The following is a 19,713-nucleotide window of genomic DNA, read 5'->3' on the forward strand; positions in this document are numbered from 1 at the left end:
CCGGGTTGCTGACGCAACGAACCCTCCTGCCATGGAAAGTCCATGGCCGTTTCCTAGTCCACAGGAGGTGATTGGTCCGTGCGTCATTATGAAGTGATGGTCATCCTCGACCCGAGCCTGGACGAGCGCATCGTCGGGCAGTCCCTGGATAACCTGCTCAACGTCGTCAAGACCGAGGGCGGCAAGGTCGACAAGGTCGACATCTGGGGCCGTCGTCGTCTCGCCTACGAGATCGCCAAGCAGGCCGAGGGCATCTACGCGGTCGTCGAACTGACCGCGACCCCGGCCACCGTGAGCGAGCTCGACCGCCAGCTGGGCCTGAACGAGACGGTGCTGCGCACCAAGGTTCTGCGCAACGACAAGTAGTCCGCAGAGCAAACTCTCGTTTTCGTCGGTGCCTGTCTTTAGGCTCTAGCGCGACAGCGAGACGCGGACTGCACCCCGAGCAGGAGGAACCCCCATGGCAGGCGACACGGTCATCACCGTCATCGGAAACTTGACGGCAGACCCGGAGCTTCGTTTCACGCCCGCGGGCGCAGCGGTGGCGAATTTCACCGTCGCTTCGACTCCCCGCGTGTTCGACCGCAATTCGAACGAATGGAAAGACGGCGAGGCCCTGTTCCTGCGCTGCAACATCTGGCGTGAAGCAGCGGAGAACGTCGCCGAGAGCCTGACCCGAGGCGCTCGCGTGATCGTGAGCGGACGGCTCAAGCAGCGCTCCTACGAAACCCGCGAGGGTGAGAAGCGCACGGTCGTCGAGCTCGAGGTCGACGAGGTCGGCCCCTCCCTCCGGTACGCGACGGCCAAGGTCTCCAAGGCCGGTCGCGGCGGCGGAGGCGGTGGCTTCGGTGGTGGTTCCGGCAATGCCGGCGGTGGTGCAAGCGCAGGCGGCTACAACGCCAACAGTGGCGGCGGACAGTCGGGCGGCGGTAACGCCGGCAACGACGATCCGTGGGGTAGCGCGCCCGCGGCCGGCTCCTTCGGGGGCGGCGGCCGCATGGATGACGAACCGCCGTTCTGAGGAACGGCACTCATAGTACGGAGAGAAGACCATGCCTAAAGCGCCCGCGCGCGAAAAGGTGCTGAAGAAGAAGGCTTGCACTTTCTGCAAGGAGAGCAAGTCCGGAATCGTCAATATCGATTACAAGGACACCACGCTGCTGCGTAAGTACGTCAGCGATCGCGGCAAGATCCGCGCTCGCCGCGTCACCGGCAACTGCGTCCAGCACCAGCGTGATATCGCCGTCGCCGTCAAGAACTCGCGTGAGGTGGCCCTGCTGCCTTACGTGTCGACCGCTCGCTGAGAAAGGGAGTCAGACAGATGAAGCTCATCCTCACCGCTGATGTCGACAACCTCGGTGCCCCGGGCGATCTCGTCGAGGTCAAGGACGGCTACGGCCGCAACTACCTGCTGCCCCGCGGCCTGGCCATCGTGGCCACCCGTGGCGCTCAGAAGCAGGTCGAGGGCATCCGCCGGGCGCAGGACGCCCGCAAGGTGCGCGACCTCGATCACGCCAACGAGCTGAAGCAGGCCATCGAGGGCCTGGAGTCGGTCTCGCTGGCCGTGAAGACCGCCGACAGCGGCAAGCTGTTCGGCTCGGTCACCACCGCCGATGTGGCCGGCGCCATCAAGGCCGCCGGTGGCCCCGTGGTGGACAAGCGCAGCATCGAGCTGCCGAAGTCGCACATCAAGGCGACCGGCAAGCACGGCATCGTGGTGCACCTGCACCCCGACGTGGCTGCCAAGTTCAACCTCGAGGTTGCCGCGAACTGAGTTCGCTGAGAACCACCCCCGTGTTCGACACGGGGGTGGTTTCTCGTTGCCTTTTGTGACCGGCCATTCGATAACTGGTCGATAGCCGATGATTGCTCCGGTCCAGGTCGCCCATGGCGGCCGACGGTCGGCAACTCGCTGACCTCCCGTTATTCACCCTGTGGATGATTGCGGAAACCGACCGGCAGAATTGTGACTCCGGTCATAGCGTGCACCATCGCTGTTTACCCAACACGCCCGGCTGTTCACCTGAACCGACACGCCGAAACTTCTTTCATCCACAGGCGGATAGTTGGGTAAAACGGGGCCTAGCAGGGCGTTCCACCGCACTGACCTGGGTTTTCCCCACGTTTTCCACAGGAGCTGCACAACACTGGGTGAACTACCCCCAAGTTATCCACAGTTGTGTGCACATATCGGGTTGGCGCCGCCCGAAAACGTCGCCTAGGTTCGTCGCATCGCCCTGCGCGCGGCCCCGGGAATCACGCAGGCAACCGATTGCTGACATCCGTGTCGGTGCCCGGGAGTACAACGAGTTCATCGATGTGAAATCCCCGGTTCTGCGGGCAGAGAGGACGGTCGATTCTGGTGACTACCACCGGTGACCGCGCACAGACAGACTTTCCGCCCGAACCCCCCGGTGAGGATTTCGGCCGCCAGCCACCGCACGACATGGCGGCCGAGCAGTCCGTCCTCGGCGGCATGCTGCTCAGCAAGGACGCCATCGCCGACGTGGTCGAGGTGCTGCGCCCCGGCGACTTCTACCGTCCCGCGCACCAGGCCGTCTACGACACCATCCTCGACCTGTACGGCCGCGGCGAGCCCGCCGACCCCGTCACCGTCGCCGCCGGTCTCGACCGGCGCGGCGAGCTCAAGCGCATCGGCGGTCCCCCCTACCTGGTGACGCTCACCCAGACCGTCCCCACCGCCGCCAACGCCGGCTTCTACGCCGAGATCGTCGCCGAGAAGGCCATCCTGCGCCGCCTCGTCGAAGCAGGCACCCGCATCGTCCAGTTCGGCTACGCCGGCGCCGACGGCCAGGACATCGCCGAGGTCGTCGACCGCGCCCAGGCCGAGGTCTACGAGGTCACCGAACGCCGCACCACCGAAGACTTCATGCCGCTGGAAGAACTCCTCCAGCCCACCATGGACGAAATCGACTCCATCGCCTCCCGCGGCGGCATCTCCCTCGGCGTCCCCACCGGCTTCACCGAACTCGACGAACTCACCAACGGCCTCCACCCGGGCCAGATGATCATCGTCGCGGCCCGCCCCGGTGTCGGTAAGGCACTGGCGCTGGACACCCCGCTACCGACGCCGAACGGGTGGACCACCATGGGCGAGGTCCGCGTCGGTGACGAGCTGGTCGGGCCCGACGGCCGACCGACCCGCGTTGTCGCGACCACCGAGGTCATGTCTGATCGCCCCTGCTACGAGGTCGAGTTCTCCGACGGCACGGTGATCATCGCCGACGAGGAACACCAGTGGACCACCCTGGCGCCGACCTTGGCGCCGCACCCGGTCGTCCGCACCACCGGCGACATCGCGCACAGCCTGCGCACCCCGCGCGACCACTTCGCGCACGCGGTGCCGCGCACTGCCCGGTCCGAGGCGCGCCAGATCGTCGACGTCCGCAAGATCGATCCGCTGCCGGTTCGCTGCGTCCAGGTCGACAACACCGACCACATGTACCTCGCGGGCCGCTCCCTGGTGCCCACGCACAACTCGACGCTCGGCATGGACTTCATGCGCAGCTGCTCGATCAAGCACGGCCTGGCCAGCGTCATCTTCTCGCTCGAGATGAGCCGCACCGAGATCGTCATGCGTCTGCTCTCCGCCGAAGCCAAGATCAAGCTCGGCGACATGCGTTCGGGCCGCATGAGCGACGACGACTGGACCAAGCTCGCACGCCGTATGAGCGAGATCAGCGAAGCGCCGCTCTTCGTCGACGACTCACCGAACCTGACGATGATGGAGATCCGGGCCAAGGCGCGACGGCTCAAGCAACGCCACGACCTGAAGCTCGTCGTGGTCGACTACCTCCAGCTGATGACCTCGGGTAAGAAGGTCGAATCGCGTCAGCAGGAAGTCTCGGACTTCTCGCGAAACCTCAAGCTGCTGGCCAAGGAACTCGAAGTTCCGGTGATCGCGATCTCGCAGCTGAACCGTGGTCCGGAACAGCGAACCGACAAGCGGCCCATGGTCTCCGACCTTCGCGAATCGGGCTGCATGCCCGCCTCGACGCGAATCCTGCGCGCCGACACCGGCGCCGAGGTATCCCTGGGCGAGCTACTCGCCAGTGGCGAACAGCCGCTCGTATGGTCGCTCGACGAGCGCATGCGAATGGTCGCTCGGCCGATGGTGAAGGTGTTCCCGAGCGGTCGCAAGGAGGTGTTCCGGCTGCGCCTGGCCTCCGGGCGCGAGGTCGAAGCCACCGGCAACCACCCGTTCCTGACAGTCGACGGCTGGATCGCGCTCGACAAGCTCACCGTCGGCGACCGACTCGCCACGCCGCGCAACGTCCCCGAGCCGGTGCACACCACCCGACTGCCCGAGGACGAGATCGTTCTGCTCGCGCACATGATCGGCGACGGCTCCTGTGTGAAGCGCCAGCCCATCCGCTACGCCAGCGTCGACGAGGAGAACCTCACCGCTGTCACCGCAGCCGCACAGCACTTCGGTGTCAGTGCGGTTCGTGACGAGTACGCCGCGGCCCGCGTCACCACACTGCGCCTACCCGCGCCATATCAGCTCACGCACGGCAAGCGGAATCCGATCGCCGCCTGGCTCGATTCGCTCGGCTTGTTCGGCCTGCGCAGCTACGAAAAGTTCGTTCCCGAACCGATTTTCGCGCTGCCCAATGATCAGGTCGCATTGTTCCTGCGCCACCTGTGGGCCACGGATGGATCGGTGCGCTGGGACGCGAAGGCCCGCCAGGCGCGCGTCTACTACGCCTCGACCAGCCGTCGCCTGATCGACGACGTCAACCAGTTGCTGCTGCGTCTCGGCGTGCACGGCCGGATCAAGACCGTCCGTAAGGGCGACTACCGTCCCTGCTACCACCTGGTGATCGACGGTGGCGAGAACCAGTCGACATTCCTGCGTGATGTCGGCGTGCACGGCGCCCGCGGCAAGTCCGCCGAAGCCGTCCTCACCGAGCTGGCCCCGATGACCCGCAACCCGAATGTCGACACCGTTCCCGCCGAAGTCTGGAACCGTGTCCGAACCCTGTTGGCCGACAAGGAGATGACGCACCGCGAATTCTCCGCTGCGATGGGCTCCCGCTTCTGTGGCTCCACCATGTGGAAGCGGTCTCCCAGCCGATCGAGGCTGGCACGCGTCGCCGCCGTCCTCGACGACGCGGACATCGATATGCTCGCCACGAACGACGTGTTCTGGGACAAGATCGTCGAAATCACCAGTCTCGGCGAACAAGACGTCTACGACGGAACCGTGCCAGGCACCCACAACTTCGTGGCGCAGGGCATTTCGGCTCACAATTCACTCGAGCAGGACGCCGACATGGTCATCCTGCTGCACCGCCCCGACGCCTTCGAACGCGACGACCCCCGCGGTGGCGAGGCCGACCTCATCGTCGGCAAGCACCGTAACGGCCCCACCGCCACCATCACCGTCGCCCACCAGCTGCACCTGAGCCGCTTCGTGGACATGGCCCGGGGCTGATCGGCTGCCGCTCGTTGCCCGACGGGTTCTGGCTGCAGGTGCTGGATGCAGACGACGGGCGCTCAGTGCGGCAGGCATGCCGACGAGTCGACGGGGTTACTCGCGAGGCGCGGGGATCGTGTGGCCCAGCTCGTGGTGCAGACGAACACCTCGTCGAGGAGAGCGGGCAGTGGCGTGCCGAGGACCGTGCTCACCGAGATCAGGTTGGACACGGTGGGGTTGGGCGGTGTCCTCGGCTCGCGGGTGCGCAGGCCCGCTTCGAGTAGCTGGTAGTACTACCTGCTGACGCCCGCGGCAAGCGCAACCTGCTCCTGGGTGAGGCCCTTGGCCACGCGCAATCCGGCCAGATGCTGTCCAAGAATCGCCACGAGCTCGCTCTCGACGGCGGATTCGGACATCTCTACGGGGCTTCCGAGCCGAGAAGTTCCGTCGACCGGCTATAACCGGCATTTCCTGCCCGGCCGGGGCAGTGAATCGGGTTCAGGCGGGCGCAGTCGTGAGTTTGGTCGGGTTGGTCACGGAGTAGATGCCGGTGACGGTGCCGTCGATGGCGATATCGAGGACGACGGCCAGGGGCGCGGTGCCGTCGAAGATGACCGCGCACGGGCCCCCGCCGACGATGCGTCGACTCACCCGGTAGTCGGCGAGGACCGCCGCGCGATGCCGGCGAAGTCTGCGGTGACTGTGCACGGGGTCGAGGCTGGTGGCGATGCCGGTGCCGCCACCGTCAGTCCACAGGCTGATTCCGGAGACACGACGACGAGCAGTTCAATCCCATCATCGCCCATCGCGGCGACGAATCGTTCGGCGGCGGCGCAGCACGTTCAGGGGTCGATTTGGCGCATGCCTGAGAACGCGGGCACGGTGTGCGGGCGCATGGGCGCGGGCACAGTGGGCGGGGCTGACGGACCACGGGTTGGCGACCGGGCGACCATCTCGGTGCGCGGTGAGCGAACATCTTATGCCTGCCAGCGCAGCCGGCTGAATTCCGCGCCGCGGCGCGACCCGCGACGATGTCGTAGACTTTCGCAGTGCGGGCACGCTGACCACCACGCCTGACGGCCATCCCCGCCAGCTGCTGTCGGCACCCGGGCTCGCGGAATTGGGGCTGAGCTCGTTCGACACCATCGAACATCCCGCCAGACTTGCCGAGGGGCCGACCATCTGAAGACCGTCATAGACGACGGCGCACTGCGCGGCACCGAACTGCCCGCTCGCACCCTGCCCACCGCGACCGCCGTGGCCGACGCCGCGCACGCGGGCGAGCTGGCCGTAATCGCCCATGCCGCCACCGAAGCCGAGGTGGGATCGCCCTTGCGGCGGGCATGGAGGGACTCACCCATGTGCGGAGGGCCGTACCGAGCGGACCGCCAAACTGGTCGAGCAGATCGCGAGAGCGGACATCTTCGTGATCACGACTCTCGCCTACTTCGAAGCGGTCATAAACCAAGACGCCACCACCACCGACTGTGCCCAGACAGGCTCGTTCGAGGATGCCCTGCGGGTGACACGCGCACTGCACCTCACCGGCGCACCGCCCCCTGGCCGGCACCGACGCTAATCCATATGCGCCGCGGCACGGTAGCGGGTTTCATCGCGAACTGGCGATGCGCATCGAAGCGGGCGTGCCGACGGCGCTGCCCTAACGTCCGGGACCAGTGGACCCGCCGACCGATTCGGCCTGACCGACCCGTGGCCGGATCGCAGGGATTGCGAGCCGACATGCTGCTGTGTCACCGGCAACCAAACCGACATCGCCGCGATCACGTCCATCGCCGATGTGGGACGCCCCTGTGTCAATTATTCCTGTTGCAATCTTTCACATCTCCGAGATACACTAGCAGCTATAGATATCACAGCCAAAGCGGGTCGAATTCTACAATAATCACAATTGAGCGGGCCCATTACTCCTATAATCACGTCTTCGAATAGTTATCCACCAGCATGTTGGACTGCGAGACCGCCATCGATACCGATTATTGAAGTCCCGTTGATAGAGTCGCCTAAAATACTCCCCGGCGGACCGGTGTCGAGAAAAGCGATTCCAGGCGATTTATGCAACCGCTAATCGGCCAATAGTCCATCAAGCTTAAACTCCCATTCACCCCGCCGCCAGAATCACCCGTTCCCGCCTCGCAGCCTGATAGAGCTACGGGACTCGGTACACATGGTCCGTCATGCCGGCGTAGCTAGAATCCGCCTCTCATGAGGTCTCGGACCAGATTTGGAATTTGACGCTCTGCGGGCACGGCATGCTCGCGAAGTGAAAGGTAGCCAATGCTACCAACGCAACGCTACGGCTAAGTGACTTGGGGTACTTGAACAAACCCATACAGATGGCACAAACAAATCCCATTCCCCGTGGCAGCCGGACTGCGGCATATACCTTCGCCAAGACAACGTGCAGAAGGCCTGTCACCTGTAGCAAGGATACTTCAAGCACCGCGACCTACGTGGCGATTGGGTAGCCCTCGCGATGGCCACCCGAACCAACGCTCCCACGGCGGGTGATCCCGGTCGGCTAGACGCCGTCGTTCTACATGCTGGACGTCCGGGACATCACCTGGCTTGAAGGCATCGACCAACATCTCGCCACTAGTCCGCGTTTCATCGGAAAATGCAACCTGACCACAGGCCCGGTGTAAAATCACGCTGTGGACATAGTGATACGAAGTGAACTGGCGGATAGGGTTGCGGGAACAATCGAACGGTACAGTCTCCTGCCGTCTACACAAATAGCGGTTGCTTGCTCCGGCGGCAAAGATTCGATGTTTGCGTGCCTTGTTCTCCGCCAGCTTGGATACGAAGTGCATCCGATTATAATTGATATGGACTTCACAAAGAATTGGGGAGGTAAAATTCGCGATCGTTTGCAAGCGCTCCACTTTTCGGCAACTATTCTTGAGCCTCGATCCCACAGTACAAAGACTTTTTTTGACCCAATTGGACTATTGTCACTTCGACAGAATCTCGATGCCCTTGATTCTATTGGACCGGACGATGTACAGACAGCGACACCGTGCACCAACTGCTACAACTCCAAAATACTGGCACTGAAGCAGTATCTAGATGAGCTCAGAATTTCGAGGGTGGTGTTTGCCCACCACGCGACAGATTCAGTCTCATCATTTCTGAAATCCGCGCTTATGTACATGGACCGATGGGACCAAGGAAACGAAAGATACGATCGCGATAGATTCCATCGGCTTGTCAAAGTAGTTCATGGTCAGCTTCATGAGCATCCCGCGGCGATCCTAGATCGACTTAGCCAATTGGCCGACGCTGGAGTTGCCACTACAGACGAGCCTCCAGTGCAGAGGCTGGTTTCAAATATGGAATCACCTCTTATAGTCAGACCACTATCGGCGATTTGGGAATCAGAAATAATGGCATCCAAAAACGCCAACTCTGTACCAACTGAACCATCCGGTTGTGCACACTCACTAAGTCCGTCAACGCAGACGCCGCGAGAGCTGATTCAATTCACACTCACACAAAATTGGGAGGCGACCGGGATTTCAACTACATTTCTTGAGCTTATCGAAAGGAACATTGATTCCAATGGATTCGCCCTAAATGACGCACGCAGTAGGCGAACAGAGATACTCGGTTTGCAATACAAGCCTGCGAAAGGCGGCCTCGAGAAGCTTTAGAACCAATAAGGACGATGATCAATTATCGCCAGAGTCGTAGCTGATCTTTCTCCAACTTTTCATTGACAGCGATATTCAGATCTATCTCGATCACTCTGGCTATTTCGTCAACCGAATCGAGGACCGCGCCAAGATCCTCTGCAAAGGAGCTCGCATTTTTTTGGTGCAAGCTCCGCGTTCCGCGGGGGATATGAGCAACCACAGACAGAACACGCTCTGCCAGTGTCAGACCTGCGTTCAGGGCAAGGTTAGCTGAATACTCGTCATCCGAATCGATACCCTCGACCTTAACATTCTTCGATGTCCACACATCAGATAGGTCAACAGGAAGTCGATTCGCGATGGCAGCCGAAACAAAAAGAACATCTGCGAGCTCATCGCCGATCGAGACATTGCAACTCGGCTCCGTCGCGATTCCAGAACGGACTCTAAAGAATTTCATTACTTCAAATACTTCTTCGGTCAGAAGGAGGCACTTTTGACCAAGGGATTCGCCAGCAGTACCGCGTTCCGATTCGAGCTCTGCCACCTCTTTCTGCAGAGATACTAATAGCGTCGACGAAATTCCCCGAATGCAGCATTCGCCTCTGGCAACAGCTGCAGGTTCCATGTCGCTCACGTGCCGGCTCCGCTCGCTTCGTCGGTTGGTGTATAAATCAGGGAAGCCAGGCGCGGCCGAATCGCGTAAACCGATTGGACGTTCGATCGAATTGTGGTTGTTGTCGACAAAAATCACGACTACTCCTGCTCGGTCCGGATACCGATTGCAGCCTCATCGATCAAGCTGCCTCTCATTTGATAATCACCAATCGTTCGAACAAAATGCGGCTCCCAAACGCTCCAGGCCTCGTTCCAGAAATCTCTATCAACTTCAGCAAACATATTGATACGATTACGGGCCGTCACAGCAACGAATCCATAGAACTCTGAATTCAAGTCATAGATCGGAAACAAGGCCGTCGAATTGGTGCGATATGTGGCATCACGACCGAAATGGTCGTAGTCTGGATACTTAGAGATATCGGGAATTAGAAGTATCGGCGCTCGTTTGCCCAGATCAACATAGTTTCGATACAGTTTAGCAGCCTCGGTATTCTCATAGAAAGTTCTGTTCGATGCACGCTGTTGGAGACTTAGAGGTCGTTTTGTAGCCCAACACGCTACCGTTAGTTTACCGTCACCCGCCCTCTTCATCAGGACCACCTCGACTGAAGTATTCTCTCCGAATCGTCGCTGCGACCACTGGTCCGCCAGGACGTGCTGAAAGAACGTCAGATATAATTTGACTCGACGGAGATAGCTTTCTTGCCACTCCGCATCGGTGGCTGTGACACCAAGCCGTGAGCGAATTTCGTTCTCATCGCCTAAGGCTTTGTTCACGGACCTAATCATCTCCAAAACCGCCGCGCTATGCTTGGGAAACTGCGCTTCGCGAATAGTCGTAGCAGACGCATTCAGGGTTGCAATTCCAACAATCAGAGCTACCGCTACTAGCGAAAATGAGATTTTCACAGCAGTTGTGTCTGCGTTTTTTACCAGCGCAACTAACACTGTGGTAAGGACTACCGAAAGGACGTTGACTATCGATGTGGCGATGATCCACTCACGTTTTGTCGCTCCAAGAGCGATCCGGTCCAGCACACCACTCATCATGCTGCTGCGTCCAAGGTCGACAGATTATTCAGCATACGTGACCAATCTTCAACTGCCGTCGTGTCCCTGAACTATAGCCGGTGTGCGAAGGCCTGTGGTTGGGGACACGCAACTATGCTACTTGACCTGCGGCTACCGGTCCCGGCGCGAGATGTCCTGTCTTAGACGACCTTGATGGAGAGGACGCCTAGTCCACCATTAGGCGTCGACTAGACCAGATAGTTGGGGCGAAAGGCTGGAGTCAGGGGTGGGGATGAAGACGTGGGCCAATCCGCGCTACACCGGTGCAGGCGACGGTGGTGGAGTCCGGGCATCGGGTGACGCGGACGTCGAACAATCCATTCGCCACGCATCGGGTGCGGATCGAGGTGACGTTCGTCCATCCGGAGTCGGGGGAAGAGCGGCGGATGCGGAAGGAGTTCGCGATGAACGAGTTTCGGCGGGCTACCGCGAAGGCGATGGTGCGGCGGTTCGAGGCCGGGGCGCAGCTGCCGATGCTGGTGCGGGGGCGGGTCGGGGGTTTCGATGTGCCGCAGCGGCCGCAGTGGGTGGATCTGTGGTGACGGTGTCAGTGGGCGCGTCAGGGTGATGTCAGGGCGGTGTCAGGTCGGCTCGCGACAGTAGTCGCATCAGAAACGAGCCGAAAGGGGTGGTCCACATGACCGCGCAGCATTCGAACGACACCGCGTGGGCCGGGATGGTCGCCGTCGACGACACCGAACTGGCTGTCACCGACAGCGGGGGCGACGGTATGCCGGTGCTCTACCTCAACGGGCAGTTCGCGACCCAGGGGTACTGGCGCAAGACCATCGCCGAGCTGGGTCCGGGGTTCCGGCACATCACCTTCGACGAGCGGGCCCGTGGCCGCAAGTCCAAGCTGTCGGCCGATTACTCGTTCGAGGCGGCCGTGCGCGACGTGGACGCGGTGCTGGCGGCCCGCGGCGTGGAGCGGGCGCTGCTGGTGGGCTGGTCCTACGGCGCGGTCGTCGGCGCGCACTGGGCCGAACGGAATCCGGAGCGCACCATCGGCGCGGTGCTGGTCGACGGCGCCTTCCCGTACGACTGGCTCGACGACGCCATGGAGCAGCGGATCCGCACCCTGTTCAAGCGGCTGAGCTGGGTGATGCCGCTGCTGCGGCCGACCGGTCTGGCCCCGCGGATGACCGCCGCGCAGCAGGCCGAGAGCAATATCGAGCTCGGCAAGCTGTCCCGCACGAACGAACTGGGTCCGGTGCTGGACGCGATCACGGTGCCGGTGCGGTACGTGGTGGCCTCGGGTACCTCGTTCGGCAGCAAGCGCGACGAGCAGGAGAAGATCCGCAGCGGCCTGGACGCGGCGACCACCCGCAATCCGAACATCCGCATCGGCGCCAAGGTGCCGAGCAATCACGGTGCCCTGCTGCGCAAGGACTTCCGTGCCATCGCCGATTCGGTGCGCGAGGTCGCCACGCTCGACCGGTGAGGTCAGTCGAGGACGGCGTCGGCCTCCACTTCCACCAGCACATCGGGTTCGAAGAGGTAGTCGACGCCGATCGCGGACACCGGCGGCAGCGGGTCGGGAATGCCGAGTTCGGCGACGACCTGTTCGATGCCGGCGAGGAAGGCCGGGTACTTGTCGGGATGCCAGTCGGTGACATAGAACCGCAGCCGGACCACGTCGGCGAAGGTCGCGCCGACACCGGCCAGGCCGCGCGCGGTGTTGCGCAGGGCACAGGCGAGTTGGCCGGTGAGGTCACCGGGGGCGACCGGGTTGCCGTCGGCATCGCGAGCGATCTGTCCGGCCACCCGCACCTGGCGCGTGCCGGTGCTGATCGAAACATGGTGGTAGGGAACGGGAGCGAACATGTTGTCGGGGGTCAGGAGCTGGACGGGCGGTTCAACGAACTTCGCCGGGCGATTCCGGTCGTGACGCAGAAATCGCTCACCACCGCGCTGCGGCGGCTGGAGCGCAACGGGATGGTCGAGCGGGTCGTCACGGGGACACGGCCGGTCGCCGTCGAGTACCGGATCACGCGGATCGGCCGGTCGCTGCAGGACCTCATCGACGCGCTCTTGCACTGGGCCACCGCGACGCTGCCCGATGTCGAGTCGGCTCGAGAACGCTTCGACGAGGACTAACGGCGCGTCAGTTCGGCGCGCAGCTGTAGGAAGCGGAACAGGCCGGGGTGGCCGGTGACGGCTTCGTAGCGGTCGACGACCTCGTCGACGAAGGCGGGGATGTCGGCGGCGGGCAGGTGGGCGGTCCAGTCGGCGAAACCGACTGTGCACCAGCGGGTGAAGGCTTCGCGGGAGCCGAAGTCCCATTCCCGGTCGGTGACGGATCGTTCGGTGACCCGGAGGTCCGCGGCAGCCGCGATGGCGGGGAGCGCCTCGGGATCGATGTGGACGAAGGGGCGCGCGAAGCCGGTGAAGGCCGCCGACCAGCGGGGTTCGCCGGTGACCGTCATCGCGATGTCCTCGATGCTGGGGCGCTCGCCGTCGCAGACGTACTGCACGAGCACGCGGCCGGCGGGTGTGAGCGCGGCGGCGATGCGGCGGTAGGCGGTCTCCTGGTCGGTGACCCAGTGCAAGGCGTTGAACGAGACGACCAGGTCGAAGTCACCGGCGAAGGTCATGGTCGTGACATCGCCGACCTGGAAATCGACATTGGTGAGCTGGTCGTCGGCGGCGCGGGCGGTCGCGATCATCCGGGGCGAGGGGTCGAGGCCGAGCACCGAGCCGCCGGGCACCCTGGCCGCGATCAGGCGGGTGATGTAGCCGTCGCCGCAGCCCACGTCGAGCACGTTCTCGCCGCCGGTGACCTGGACGGACTCGATCGCGGCCGTCGCCATCGCCCGCTGCAGCGCGCTGATGTGGGCGTACCCGGCGCCGTCCCAATCGGCCACTACGAACCGCCCTGCGGCGGCGTGTCCTGTTTGACCGGCGGCGCGTCCTCGGGGGCGAGGTGAGCGCCGATCTTGCGGAACAGCGCGTCGCCGCCGTTGGAGTAGCCGCCGGAGGAACTGAACGCCTCGGGCAGGTAGGTGACGGCCACCGCGATGGCGATCTTCTTCGACGGCAGGTAGGCGTTGACGGCGGCGGCGCCGTAGAACAGCGGATTCTGGTAGGACCAGTCGCCGGTGAGCCACAGGCCGAGGCCGTAGGTCTGGAATTCGTCGAGCGGGCGGCAGTTGACGCAGCCGGGGACCGCGGTGGTCTTGCCGCGCAGGTCGGTCGTGGTCATGGCCCGGTACGACTCGTCGGACAGCAGCTCGCCGGTGCCGATCGCCACGGCGGTGCGCTCGAGATCGCGGATGTCGCTGGTCTGGATGGCGCCGTGGCTCAGGGTCCACGACGGGTTCCAGTAGGTGGATTCCTCGTAGAACGGCACGTCGGGCGCCAGGTCGAAATAGTCGCGGCGTTCGGAGGTGAACGAGTGCAGCACCGGTTCGGGGATGTAGGGCGTGAGGTTCGGGACGGTGTTCTTCAGCCCGAGCGGGTCGAGCACCTTCGCCTGGAGCGCCTCGGCGAGCGTGGTGCCGGTGACCTTCGCCAGGACCAGTCCGAGGAGCACGTAGTTGGTGTGCGCGTAGGCCCAGTTGGTGCCCGGTTCGAACCACAGCGGATCGTTGATGGCGAGGGACAATTGGTCCTCGGTGGTCCAGGCCTTGTACGGATCCGCGTAGGCGATCTCCGCGAATTTCTCGTTGCCGAGCACGAAATCGTGGTAACCCGAAGTCATCTGGGCGAGTTGACGCAGATTCACCCGGTCGGCATCGGGAATGTCGGGCAGGTATTTCGAGAGTTTGTCGTCGAGGCTCAGTTTCCCCTCGTCGGCCAGGATCAACAGCAGCGTCGATATATAGGAGAGGGCGACGGCGCCGTTGCGGAAATGCATGGCGGTGGTGGCGGGCACGCCGGTCATGGACTCGCCCCTGGCCGCGGTGACCAGCTCCTTCCCGTCGACGGTCACCCGCACGATCACCGATTTCAGGTGCGCTTCGCGCATGTAGTCGTCGACGATCCGGAGGATGGCCTCGGCCTGCGCGGGGTCCTCGGTCGAGTAGCTCGGTGGTGCGCCCGAGGTCGACGGGGAATCCTTCGCGTTCTCGTTCGAGGAGCACGCCGCCGCCAGCAGACCCAGCGTGCAGACGATCGCCAGAACATTCCGGGAAACGGACATCGGTCACCTTCCTGGTCAACCTGTGCGAAATACGGGAAATTCGACCGTCCTGGCGTCTTTCGGAAAATGGGATCGAACGAATTCTATGACTCGCGATACCTGCGGGAAAGAGCTGACGCACCGCAAAACCGGCGAGCGGGCGGGCGCGATCGATATCCTCGATCCGGGTGCCGGTCGCGGGCGCCGGGAAAGGCTGGCGGAATGACGGCGCTGCTGCACGAACGGTTCGAGGCGTTGCGGGAGACGCTGCCGCATATCCGGCTGGGCTCGGGGCCGACTCCGGTCCGCCGGATCACCGGGGTTTCCGGGGGCAGCGCGCACTTGTGGCTCAAGGACGACGGCGCCTACGGCGACGGCGGCTGGGGCGGGAACAAGGTCAGGAAGCTCGAATGGCTGATCCCCGACGCGATCCGGCGCGGACGACGAACCATCCTGAGCGTCGGTGGCCTCGGCACGAATTGGGGACTGGCCACCGCCCTGTACGCGCGAGAGTCGGGTCTGGCGACGGTGCTGACGCTGGTGGATCAGCCGGTGGACGAGCATGTGCGCGCGCAGCTGACGCGGCTCGAACACAGCGGGGCCACCCTGTATTTCACGCACACGAAGGCGCGCACCATCGCCGCGGTGCCGTATCTGCTGGTGCGTCACTCCGCAGGCGGGAAGCCGCCGTATCTGCTGCCCGCGGGTGGTTCGTCGACGGTGGGTGTGCTCGGGTACGTCGAGGCCGCGCTGGAACTGGCCGACCAGGTCGCCGCGGGGGAGATTCCGGAACCGACGCATATCGTGACCGCGGTCGGGTCGGGCGGGACCGTCGCGGGGCTGCTGCTCGGGCTCGAGCTGGCCGGCTTGTCCACCAGGGTGGTGGGGGTGGTCGTCAACGATCAGCTGCGGCTGGACGCGCCGAGCCTGCTGCGGTCGGCGCGGCGCACCGAAGCGCTGTTGCGTGCGCGCGGGGCGGCGTTGCCGCGGGTGGGGCTCGCCGCGGATCGGCTGCTGCTGGTCACCGACCAGCTCGGCGCGGGCTACGGGCACCCGACCGAGCAGGGCGCGCGGGCGGCCGAACTGGCCGCGTCGGCGGGGCTGACGCTCGAGCCCGTGTACACCGCGAAGGCCATGGCGGCGGTGCGCGCACTCGACGCGGACGGCATGTTGGGAGACGGTCCGGTCGTGTTCTTGAACACCAACGGACCCCGCTGAGCGACCTCGCTACCAGCGCCGATTCCGGCTGTTCGGCCGCGTGCCCCCGGAATCGGGGGCACCGGAGTGCTGTTCGCGCCAGTAACGATCTTTCCGGGTGGCACGACAAAGGCTGTGACAAACGGCCCGTCGGGGGGCCTGCCCACCTGTAGGTCATTCGAACGGGAACAGCATATGAATCTGCGCGAGTTCGTTGCGAAACATCGCATCGCTTCGGCTGTCGCCGCACCGGCGGCGCTGGGTGTCGCGGCCATCGTCGCCGCGTCGTTCGCGGTGACGTCGCAGCCGGAATCCCCCTCCTACCAGCTCACCACCTCGGTGACCGAGTGCCGCGAGATGGTGACCATCTCGGTGGCCGGTCGCAACGACACCCCGGTCGAGGGCACCACGGCGATGCTGCTCGACGCCAACGGCAACCCGCTGCCCGCGGCGCTGTCGGGTGATCACAGCAGCGTGTGGGTCGACCCGGTGGTCAACGCCCCGCGCGACGACCTCGCCGAGGGCGAGTACGCGGCCATCTACATCGCCTACCCGGCCGACATGCGGACCTACGAGGACGCGGTCAACCAGGGCGTGGCCAACACCCAGCAGGTGATGCGGGAGATCTCGGCGGCCTGCCCGGACACCAAGTTCTCCATCGTCGGCTACAGCGAGGGCGCCGACGTGGTGCGCCGCGTCGCGGAGGGCATCGGCAACGACGACCCCGCCGACGGTTACGCGGTCGTCGACCCGGACGACGTGCTCGGTGTGGTGATGTTCGCCGACGCCGGCCGCCAGGCGGGCGACGGACCGTTCATCGGCGCGGAGGACCCCTTCGCCAACCCGGACGGCTTCGACCAGAAGTACCAGAACGGCACCAAGCCGATCTCCGGCCAGGGCGTGACCACCGGCGGCGGCTTCGGCGCGCTGAACGGCAAGATCGCCTCCTTCTGCTCCGAGGGCGACCTCACCTGCGCGGCGCCGGAGAACATCTCGCTGCTGCAGCTGGCCGCCAATGTCGGCCGGCAGATCAATGTCGACGACCTGCAGCGCGACGGTCTCACCCCGGCCACCGGCCAGGACATGGCCTTCACGCTGGGCCGGATCGCGATGGCGGCCTTCTCCGACATCGCCGCGAACCCGAACTGGATGGCCAGTGACGAGACCTTCCTCGACGTGTTGCTGAAGGTGTCGGATCCGGACTACAAGCCGGGCCAGACCAAGGCGCCCGCCAAGGCCGACACCATCGCGGGCGAGCAGATCTCGCCGCTGGCGTACCTGCCGCAGAAGGTGTTCAACGAGATCGTCGGCCTCATCGTGACGAACCAGAACACCATTCCGGTGGCGATGAGCGACCCGTACCAGCTCACGCTGGGCCCGAACGGGACCGGTCACCACTTCGACTACTGGCGTGACTCCGACGCCGCCAACGGCAAGCCGCTGACCTCGGCCGAGTACGCGGCGGCGTGGCTGACCCACCTGGCCAAGCAGGCGCAGGCGGGCGAGACGGTGAACACCAAGTCGGCGCCGACCGATGCCGACGTGACGGCCGCCCTGGCCGCCCCGACCCAGCCGGCCACGACCACCACCGCGGCCGCGCCGAGCACCACCACCTCGGCCAAGGCGAGCACCACCGCCAAGTCCACGACCTCGACCACCCAGTCGACGACGACGGTCGCCCCGTCCACCACCACGCCGTCGACCACGACCCCGTCGACCACCCAGGCGCCGGTGCAGGAACCGGCGACCAACCAGGCCGCGGCGCCCGCGCCGACGACCACCACCGAGGCGCCGGCGCCGACCACCACCACGGTGGCGCCGACCACGACCGTCGCCCCGACCAGCACCACCACCACGGCTCCGACGAATTAGCACGAAACCCGAGAATCCCCGGCAGGCAACGCCTGCCGGGGATTTCGCGTCTAGCGGTCGGCGGGCGCGGGCAGTGTGTCCTGGACCCGGACGGCGCTCCGGGTTCCGATGATCGAGCCGATGACGACCAGTGGGAAACCGAGAGCCATCCCGATGGTCAGCGGTTCGCCGAGCGCGGCGACCCCGAGCACGATCGCGACCGCCGGGTTGACATAGGTGATGACGGTGGCCCGCGCGGGACCGACCTCGGCGATGAGCGCGAAGAACACGAGAAACGCGGTGGCCGTGCAGATCACGGCCAGGCCGAGCACCGACCAGGCGGCGTCGGCGGGGATGTGCGTGGGCCAGGAGGCCGCGCTGAACGGCGTGTAGACGAGGGCCGCCAGCAGCAGCGACGCGGTGACCACGCCGAGCGCGGGCAGGTCGGCCAGGGTGCGGTCGTAGATGATCGGGCCAACGGCGTAACCGATGGTCGTCACCGCGACGGCGGCCAGCGCGGCCGGGTCGGTGAGGTCGAGGTCGAGGCCGACAAGCGCCGCGACACCGGCGAATCCGATGAGCAGGCCGACGGTGCGTCGTCCGTCGAAGCGGTCGTGGCCGAGCAACGTCACGATGACGACAGCGATCAGCGGAACGGCGGCCACCAGCAGGCCCACGGTGGAACTGTGCAGCGTCTGCTCCGCGTAGCCGAGCAGCACCCACGGGCCGATGATCTCGACCGCGGTGTAGGCCAGCAGCACCCGCCAGCGGGCGAGCACCCCGCGGAAGGCGTTGGTGTACAAAGCGATCGGCAACAGCAGCAGCCCGCCGATGGCGGTGCGCCCGAAGGCGACGACCACCGGGTCGAGACTCTCGACCGCGATGCGGATCATCGCGTAGGGCACGCCCCAGATCACCCCGAGCGCCAGGAACAGCACCCACCCGCGCCTACTCACCCGCCACCACCGTTCCGATCACGTCGCGCGAGCCCGCCCCGCGAATTTCATCCTATGATTCGGCACGAGCGGCGCGAGTGGCCGGAGTGACATATTCCGTCAATATCCGGCCACCCGCTCTCGGGTGGGAGCTCAGACCGCGACGGGCTCGGCAGCCGGCGTGGTCCGCCCGGCCCGAGTCGCGGCCAGCAGCACCACCAGGCCCGTCGCGGCGATGCCCGCGCCGACCCACAGCGGCGAGACCCAGCCCAGTCCCGCGCCGATCGCCAGGCCCGAGAGCCAGACGCCGAGGAAATTGCCCACATTGAAGGCCGCGATATTGGCCGAGGACGCCAGGGTCGGCGCGTCGGCGGCGTGGTCGAGGACGCGCATCTGCAGACCCGGCGTCGCGCCGAAGCCGAAGAAGCCCATGGCGGGCAGCAACAGCAGCGCGGCGAGCTTGTACTCGGCCAGTAGCGCGAAGGCCACCAGCGACAGGCCGAGGGCCAGGGTGAGCGCGAGCAGGGTGCGGGTGAGGGCGCGGTCGGCCCAGCGCCCGCGCGCAGATCCGGGCGCGCGCTCGCGGCGGGCGCGTCGGGCACGAGGGCGGTGATGCCGGCGAGCGCGACCAGGCCGACGACGGTGATCACCGCGAAGGTGGCCCGCCAGCCCAGCAGCGCCGCGTAGCCGGGCGCGAGCGCCGAGGCGGCGTTGCCCACCGTGAACAGCACCATGAGCAGCTGCAATGCTCGTTTGGGCTGCCACCGGTTGACCACCGGCGTCAGAGCCAGCGCGCCGACGACAACGGCCAGCGCGTAGCCGGAG

The 19,713-nt window shown here is 64.9% G+C and carries 19 protein-coding genes and 1 pseudogene; 10 read left to right on the plus strand and 10 right to left on the minus strand.

Translation table 11 applies throughout. The features are described from left to right. Positions 1 to 78 precede the first annotated feature (78 nt). The 5 genes from rpsF to EL493_RS03145 all read left to right on the plus strand — a co-directional run bounded on the left by rpsF (position 79) and on the right by EL493_RS03145 (position 5,458). Positions 79 to 366 (plus strand): 30S ribosomal protein S6, encoded by a 288-nt coding sequence (rpsF, locus tag EL493_RS03125; RefSeq protein WP_022565973.1) that lies wholly within the window; start codon positions 79 to 81, stop codon positions 364 to 366. A gap of 94 nt (positions 367 to 460) precedes the next feature. Next, positions 461 to 1,021 carry a single-stranded DNA-binding protein gene (locus EL493_RS03130; RefSeq protein ID WP_019050000.1) on the plus strand — a complete coding sequence of 187 codons (561 nt, stop codon included), beginning with the start codon at positions 461 to 463 and terminating at the stop codon, positions 1,019 to 1,021. 31 nt (positions 1,022 to 1,052) lie between these two features. Continuing rightward, positions 1,053 to 1,304 (plus strand): 30S ribosomal protein S18, encoded by a 252-nt coding sequence (rpsR, locus tag EL493_RS03135; protein ID WP_019050001.1) that lies wholly within the window; start codon positions 1,053 to 1,055, stop codon positions 1,302 to 1,304. A gap of 17 nt (positions 1,305 to 1,321) precedes the next feature. Beyond that, positions 1,322 to 1,774 (plus strand): 50S ribosomal protein L9, encoded by a 453-nt coding sequence (gene rplI / locus EL493_RS03140; RefSeq protein WP_019050002.1) that lies wholly within the window; start codon positions 1,322 to 1,324, stop codon positions 1,772 to 1,774. A gap of 588 nt (positions 1,775 to 2,362) precedes the next feature. Further along, on the plus strand, positions 2,363 to 5,458 hold the full coding sequence (locus EL493_RS03145; protein ID WP_022565972.1) for a replicative DNA helicase: 3,096 nt from the start codon (positions 2,363 to 2,365) through the stop codon (positions 5,456 to 5,458). A 62-nt stretch (positions 5,459 to 5,520) separates the two neighbouring features. Here the strand turns inward: EL493_RS03145 and EL493_RS33470 are convergent, their stop codons facing one another. The 5 genes from EL493_RS33470 to EL493_RS03160 all read right to left on the minus strand — a co-directional run bounded on the left by EL493_RS33470 (position 5,521) and on the right by EL493_RS03160 (position 10,752). After that, positions 5,521 to 5,652 (minus strand): hypothetical protein, encoded by a 132-nt coding sequence (locus EL493_RS33470; RefSeq protein WP_269079257.1) that lies wholly within the window; start codon positions 5,650 to 5,652, stop codon positions 5,521 to 5,523. A gap of 81 nt (positions 5,653 to 5,733) precedes the next feature. Continuing rightward, on the minus strand, positions 5,734 to 5,826 hold the full coding sequence (locus tag EL493_RS32090; RefSeq protein WP_143104425.1) for a helix-turn-helix domain-containing protein: 93 nt from the start codon (positions 5,824 to 5,826) through the stop codon (positions 5,734 to 5,736). 112 nt (positions 5,827 to 5,938) lie between these two features. After that, positions 5,939 to 6,148, minus strand: a complete 210-nt coding sequence (locus EL493_RS03150) for a hypothetical protein (RefSeq protein ID WP_019050006.1) — start codon at positions 6,146 to 6,148, stop codon at positions 5,939 to 5,941. A gap of 2,985 nt (positions 6,149 to 9,133) precedes the next feature. Then, the gene (locus EL493_RS32660) at positions 9,134 to 9,847 is read right to left on the minus strand and encodes a hypothetical protein (RefSeq protein WP_022565970.1); all 714 of its coding nucleotides are present in this window, start codon (positions 9,845 to 9,847) and stop codon (positions 9,134 to 9,136) included. 2 nt (positions 9,848 to 9,849) lie between these two features. Next, positions 9,850 to 10,752 (minus strand): hypothetical protein, encoded by a 903-nt coding sequence (locus EL493_RS03160; protein WP_022565969.1) that lies wholly within the window; start codon positions 10,750 to 10,752, stop codon positions 9,850 to 9,852. Positions 10,753 to 11,048: 296 nt separating this feature from the next. Here EL493_RS03160 and EL493_RS03165 point away from each other — a divergent pair, with 296 nt between their 5' ends. Together EL493_RS03165 and EL493_RS03170 are read left to right on the plus strand one after the other, a co-directional pair. Further along, on the plus strand, positions 11,049 to 11,327 hold the full coding sequence (locus EL493_RS03165) for a hypothetical protein (RefSeq protein ID WP_022565968.1): 279 nt from the start codon (positions 11,049 to 11,051) through the stop codon (positions 11,325 to 11,327). 95 nt (positions 11,328 to 11,422) lie between these two features. Next, positions 11,423 to 12,226 (plus strand): alpha/beta fold hydrolase, encoded by an 804-nt coding sequence (locus tag EL493_RS03170; RefSeq protein ID WP_019050008.1) that lies wholly within the window; start codon positions 11,423 to 11,425, stop codon positions 12,224 to 12,226. A 2-nt stretch (positions 12,227 to 12,228) separates the two neighbouring features. On the opposite strand, the gene EL493_RS03175 is transcribed toward EL493_RS03170, so the two are convergent. Then, the gene (locus EL493_RS03175) at positions 12,229 to 12,609 is read right to left on the minus strand and encodes a RidA family protein (RefSeq protein WP_019050009.1); all 381 of its coding nucleotides are present in this window, start codon (positions 12,607 to 12,609) and stop codon (positions 12,229 to 12,231) included. 15 nt (positions 12,610 to 12,624) lie between these two features. Here EL493_RS03175 and EL493_RS03180 point away from each other — a divergent pair. Then, positions 12,625 to 12,882: pseudogene (locus tag EL493_RS03180) on the plus strand (winged helix-turn-helix transcriptional regulator); the annotation flags it as partial. Here the strand turns inward: EL493_RS03180 and EL493_RS03185 are convergent. Together EL493_RS03185 and EL493_RS03190 are read right to left on the minus strand one after the other, a co-directional pair. Continuing rightward, positions 12,879 to 13,649 carry a class I SAM-dependent methyltransferase gene (locus EL493_RS03185; RefSeq protein ID WP_019050011.1) on the minus strand — a complete coding sequence of 257 codons (771 nt, stop codon included), beginning with the start codon at positions 13,647 to 13,649 and terminating at the stop codon, positions 12,879 to 12,881. The pseudogene EL493_RS03180 and the gene EL493_RS03185 sit on opposite strands and share 4 nt — an antisense overlap. Then, complete coding sequence (locus EL493_RS03190) at positions 13,649 to 14,926, minus strand: serine hydrolase domain-containing protein (RefSeq protein ID WP_019050012.1); 1,278 nt, start codon at positions 14,924 to 14,926, stop codon at positions 13,649 to 13,651. Before EL493_RS03190 ends, EL493_RS03185 begins: the two co-directional genes overlap by 1 nt. Positions 14,927 to 15,127: 201 nt before the next feature. Between EL493_RS03190 and EL493_RS03195 the strand changes: the two genes are divergently transcribed. Together EL493_RS03195 and EL493_RS03200 are read left to right on the plus strand one after the other, a co-directional pair. Next, the gene (locus tag EL493_RS03195) at positions 15,128 to 16,123 is read left to right on the plus strand and encodes a 1-aminocyclopropane-1-carboxylate deaminase/D-cysteine desulfhydrase (protein WP_019050013.1); all 996 of its coding nucleotides are present in this window, start codon (positions 15,128 to 15,130) and stop codon (positions 16,121 to 16,123) included. A 174-nt stretch (positions 16,124 to 16,297) separates the two neighbouring features. Continuing rightward, complete coding sequence (locus EL493_RS03200; RefSeq protein WP_019050014.1) at positions 16,298 to 17,974, plus strand: cutinase family protein; 1,677 nt, start codon at positions 16,298 to 16,300, stop codon at positions 17,972 to 17,974. 50 nt (positions 17,975 to 18,024) lie between these two features. Here the strand turns inward: EL493_RS03200 and EL493_RS03205 are convergent, their stop codons facing one another. Together EL493_RS03205 and EL493_RS32875 are read right to left on the minus strand one after the other, a co-directional pair. Next, positions 18,025 to 18,909: a DMT family transporter gene (locus EL493_RS03205; RefSeq protein WP_051719419.1), complete on the minus strand. Its 885-nt coding sequence runs from the start codon at positions 18,907 to 18,909 to the stop codon at positions 18,025 to 18,027. A gap of 132 nt (positions 18,910 to 19,041) precedes the next feature. Then, positions 19,042 to 19,377, minus strand: a complete 336-nt coding sequence (locus tag EL493_RS32875; protein WP_019050016.1) for an MFS transporter — start codon at positions 19,375 to 19,377, stop codon at positions 19,042 to 19,044. Between the last annotated feature and the right edge of the window lie 336 nt (positions 19,378 to 19,713).

This window comes from Nocardia asteroides, assembly GCF_900637185.1.
Classification (GTDB): domain Bacteria; phylum Actinomycetota; class Actinomycetes; order Mycobacteriales; family Mycobacteriaceae; genus Nocardia; species Nocardia asteroides.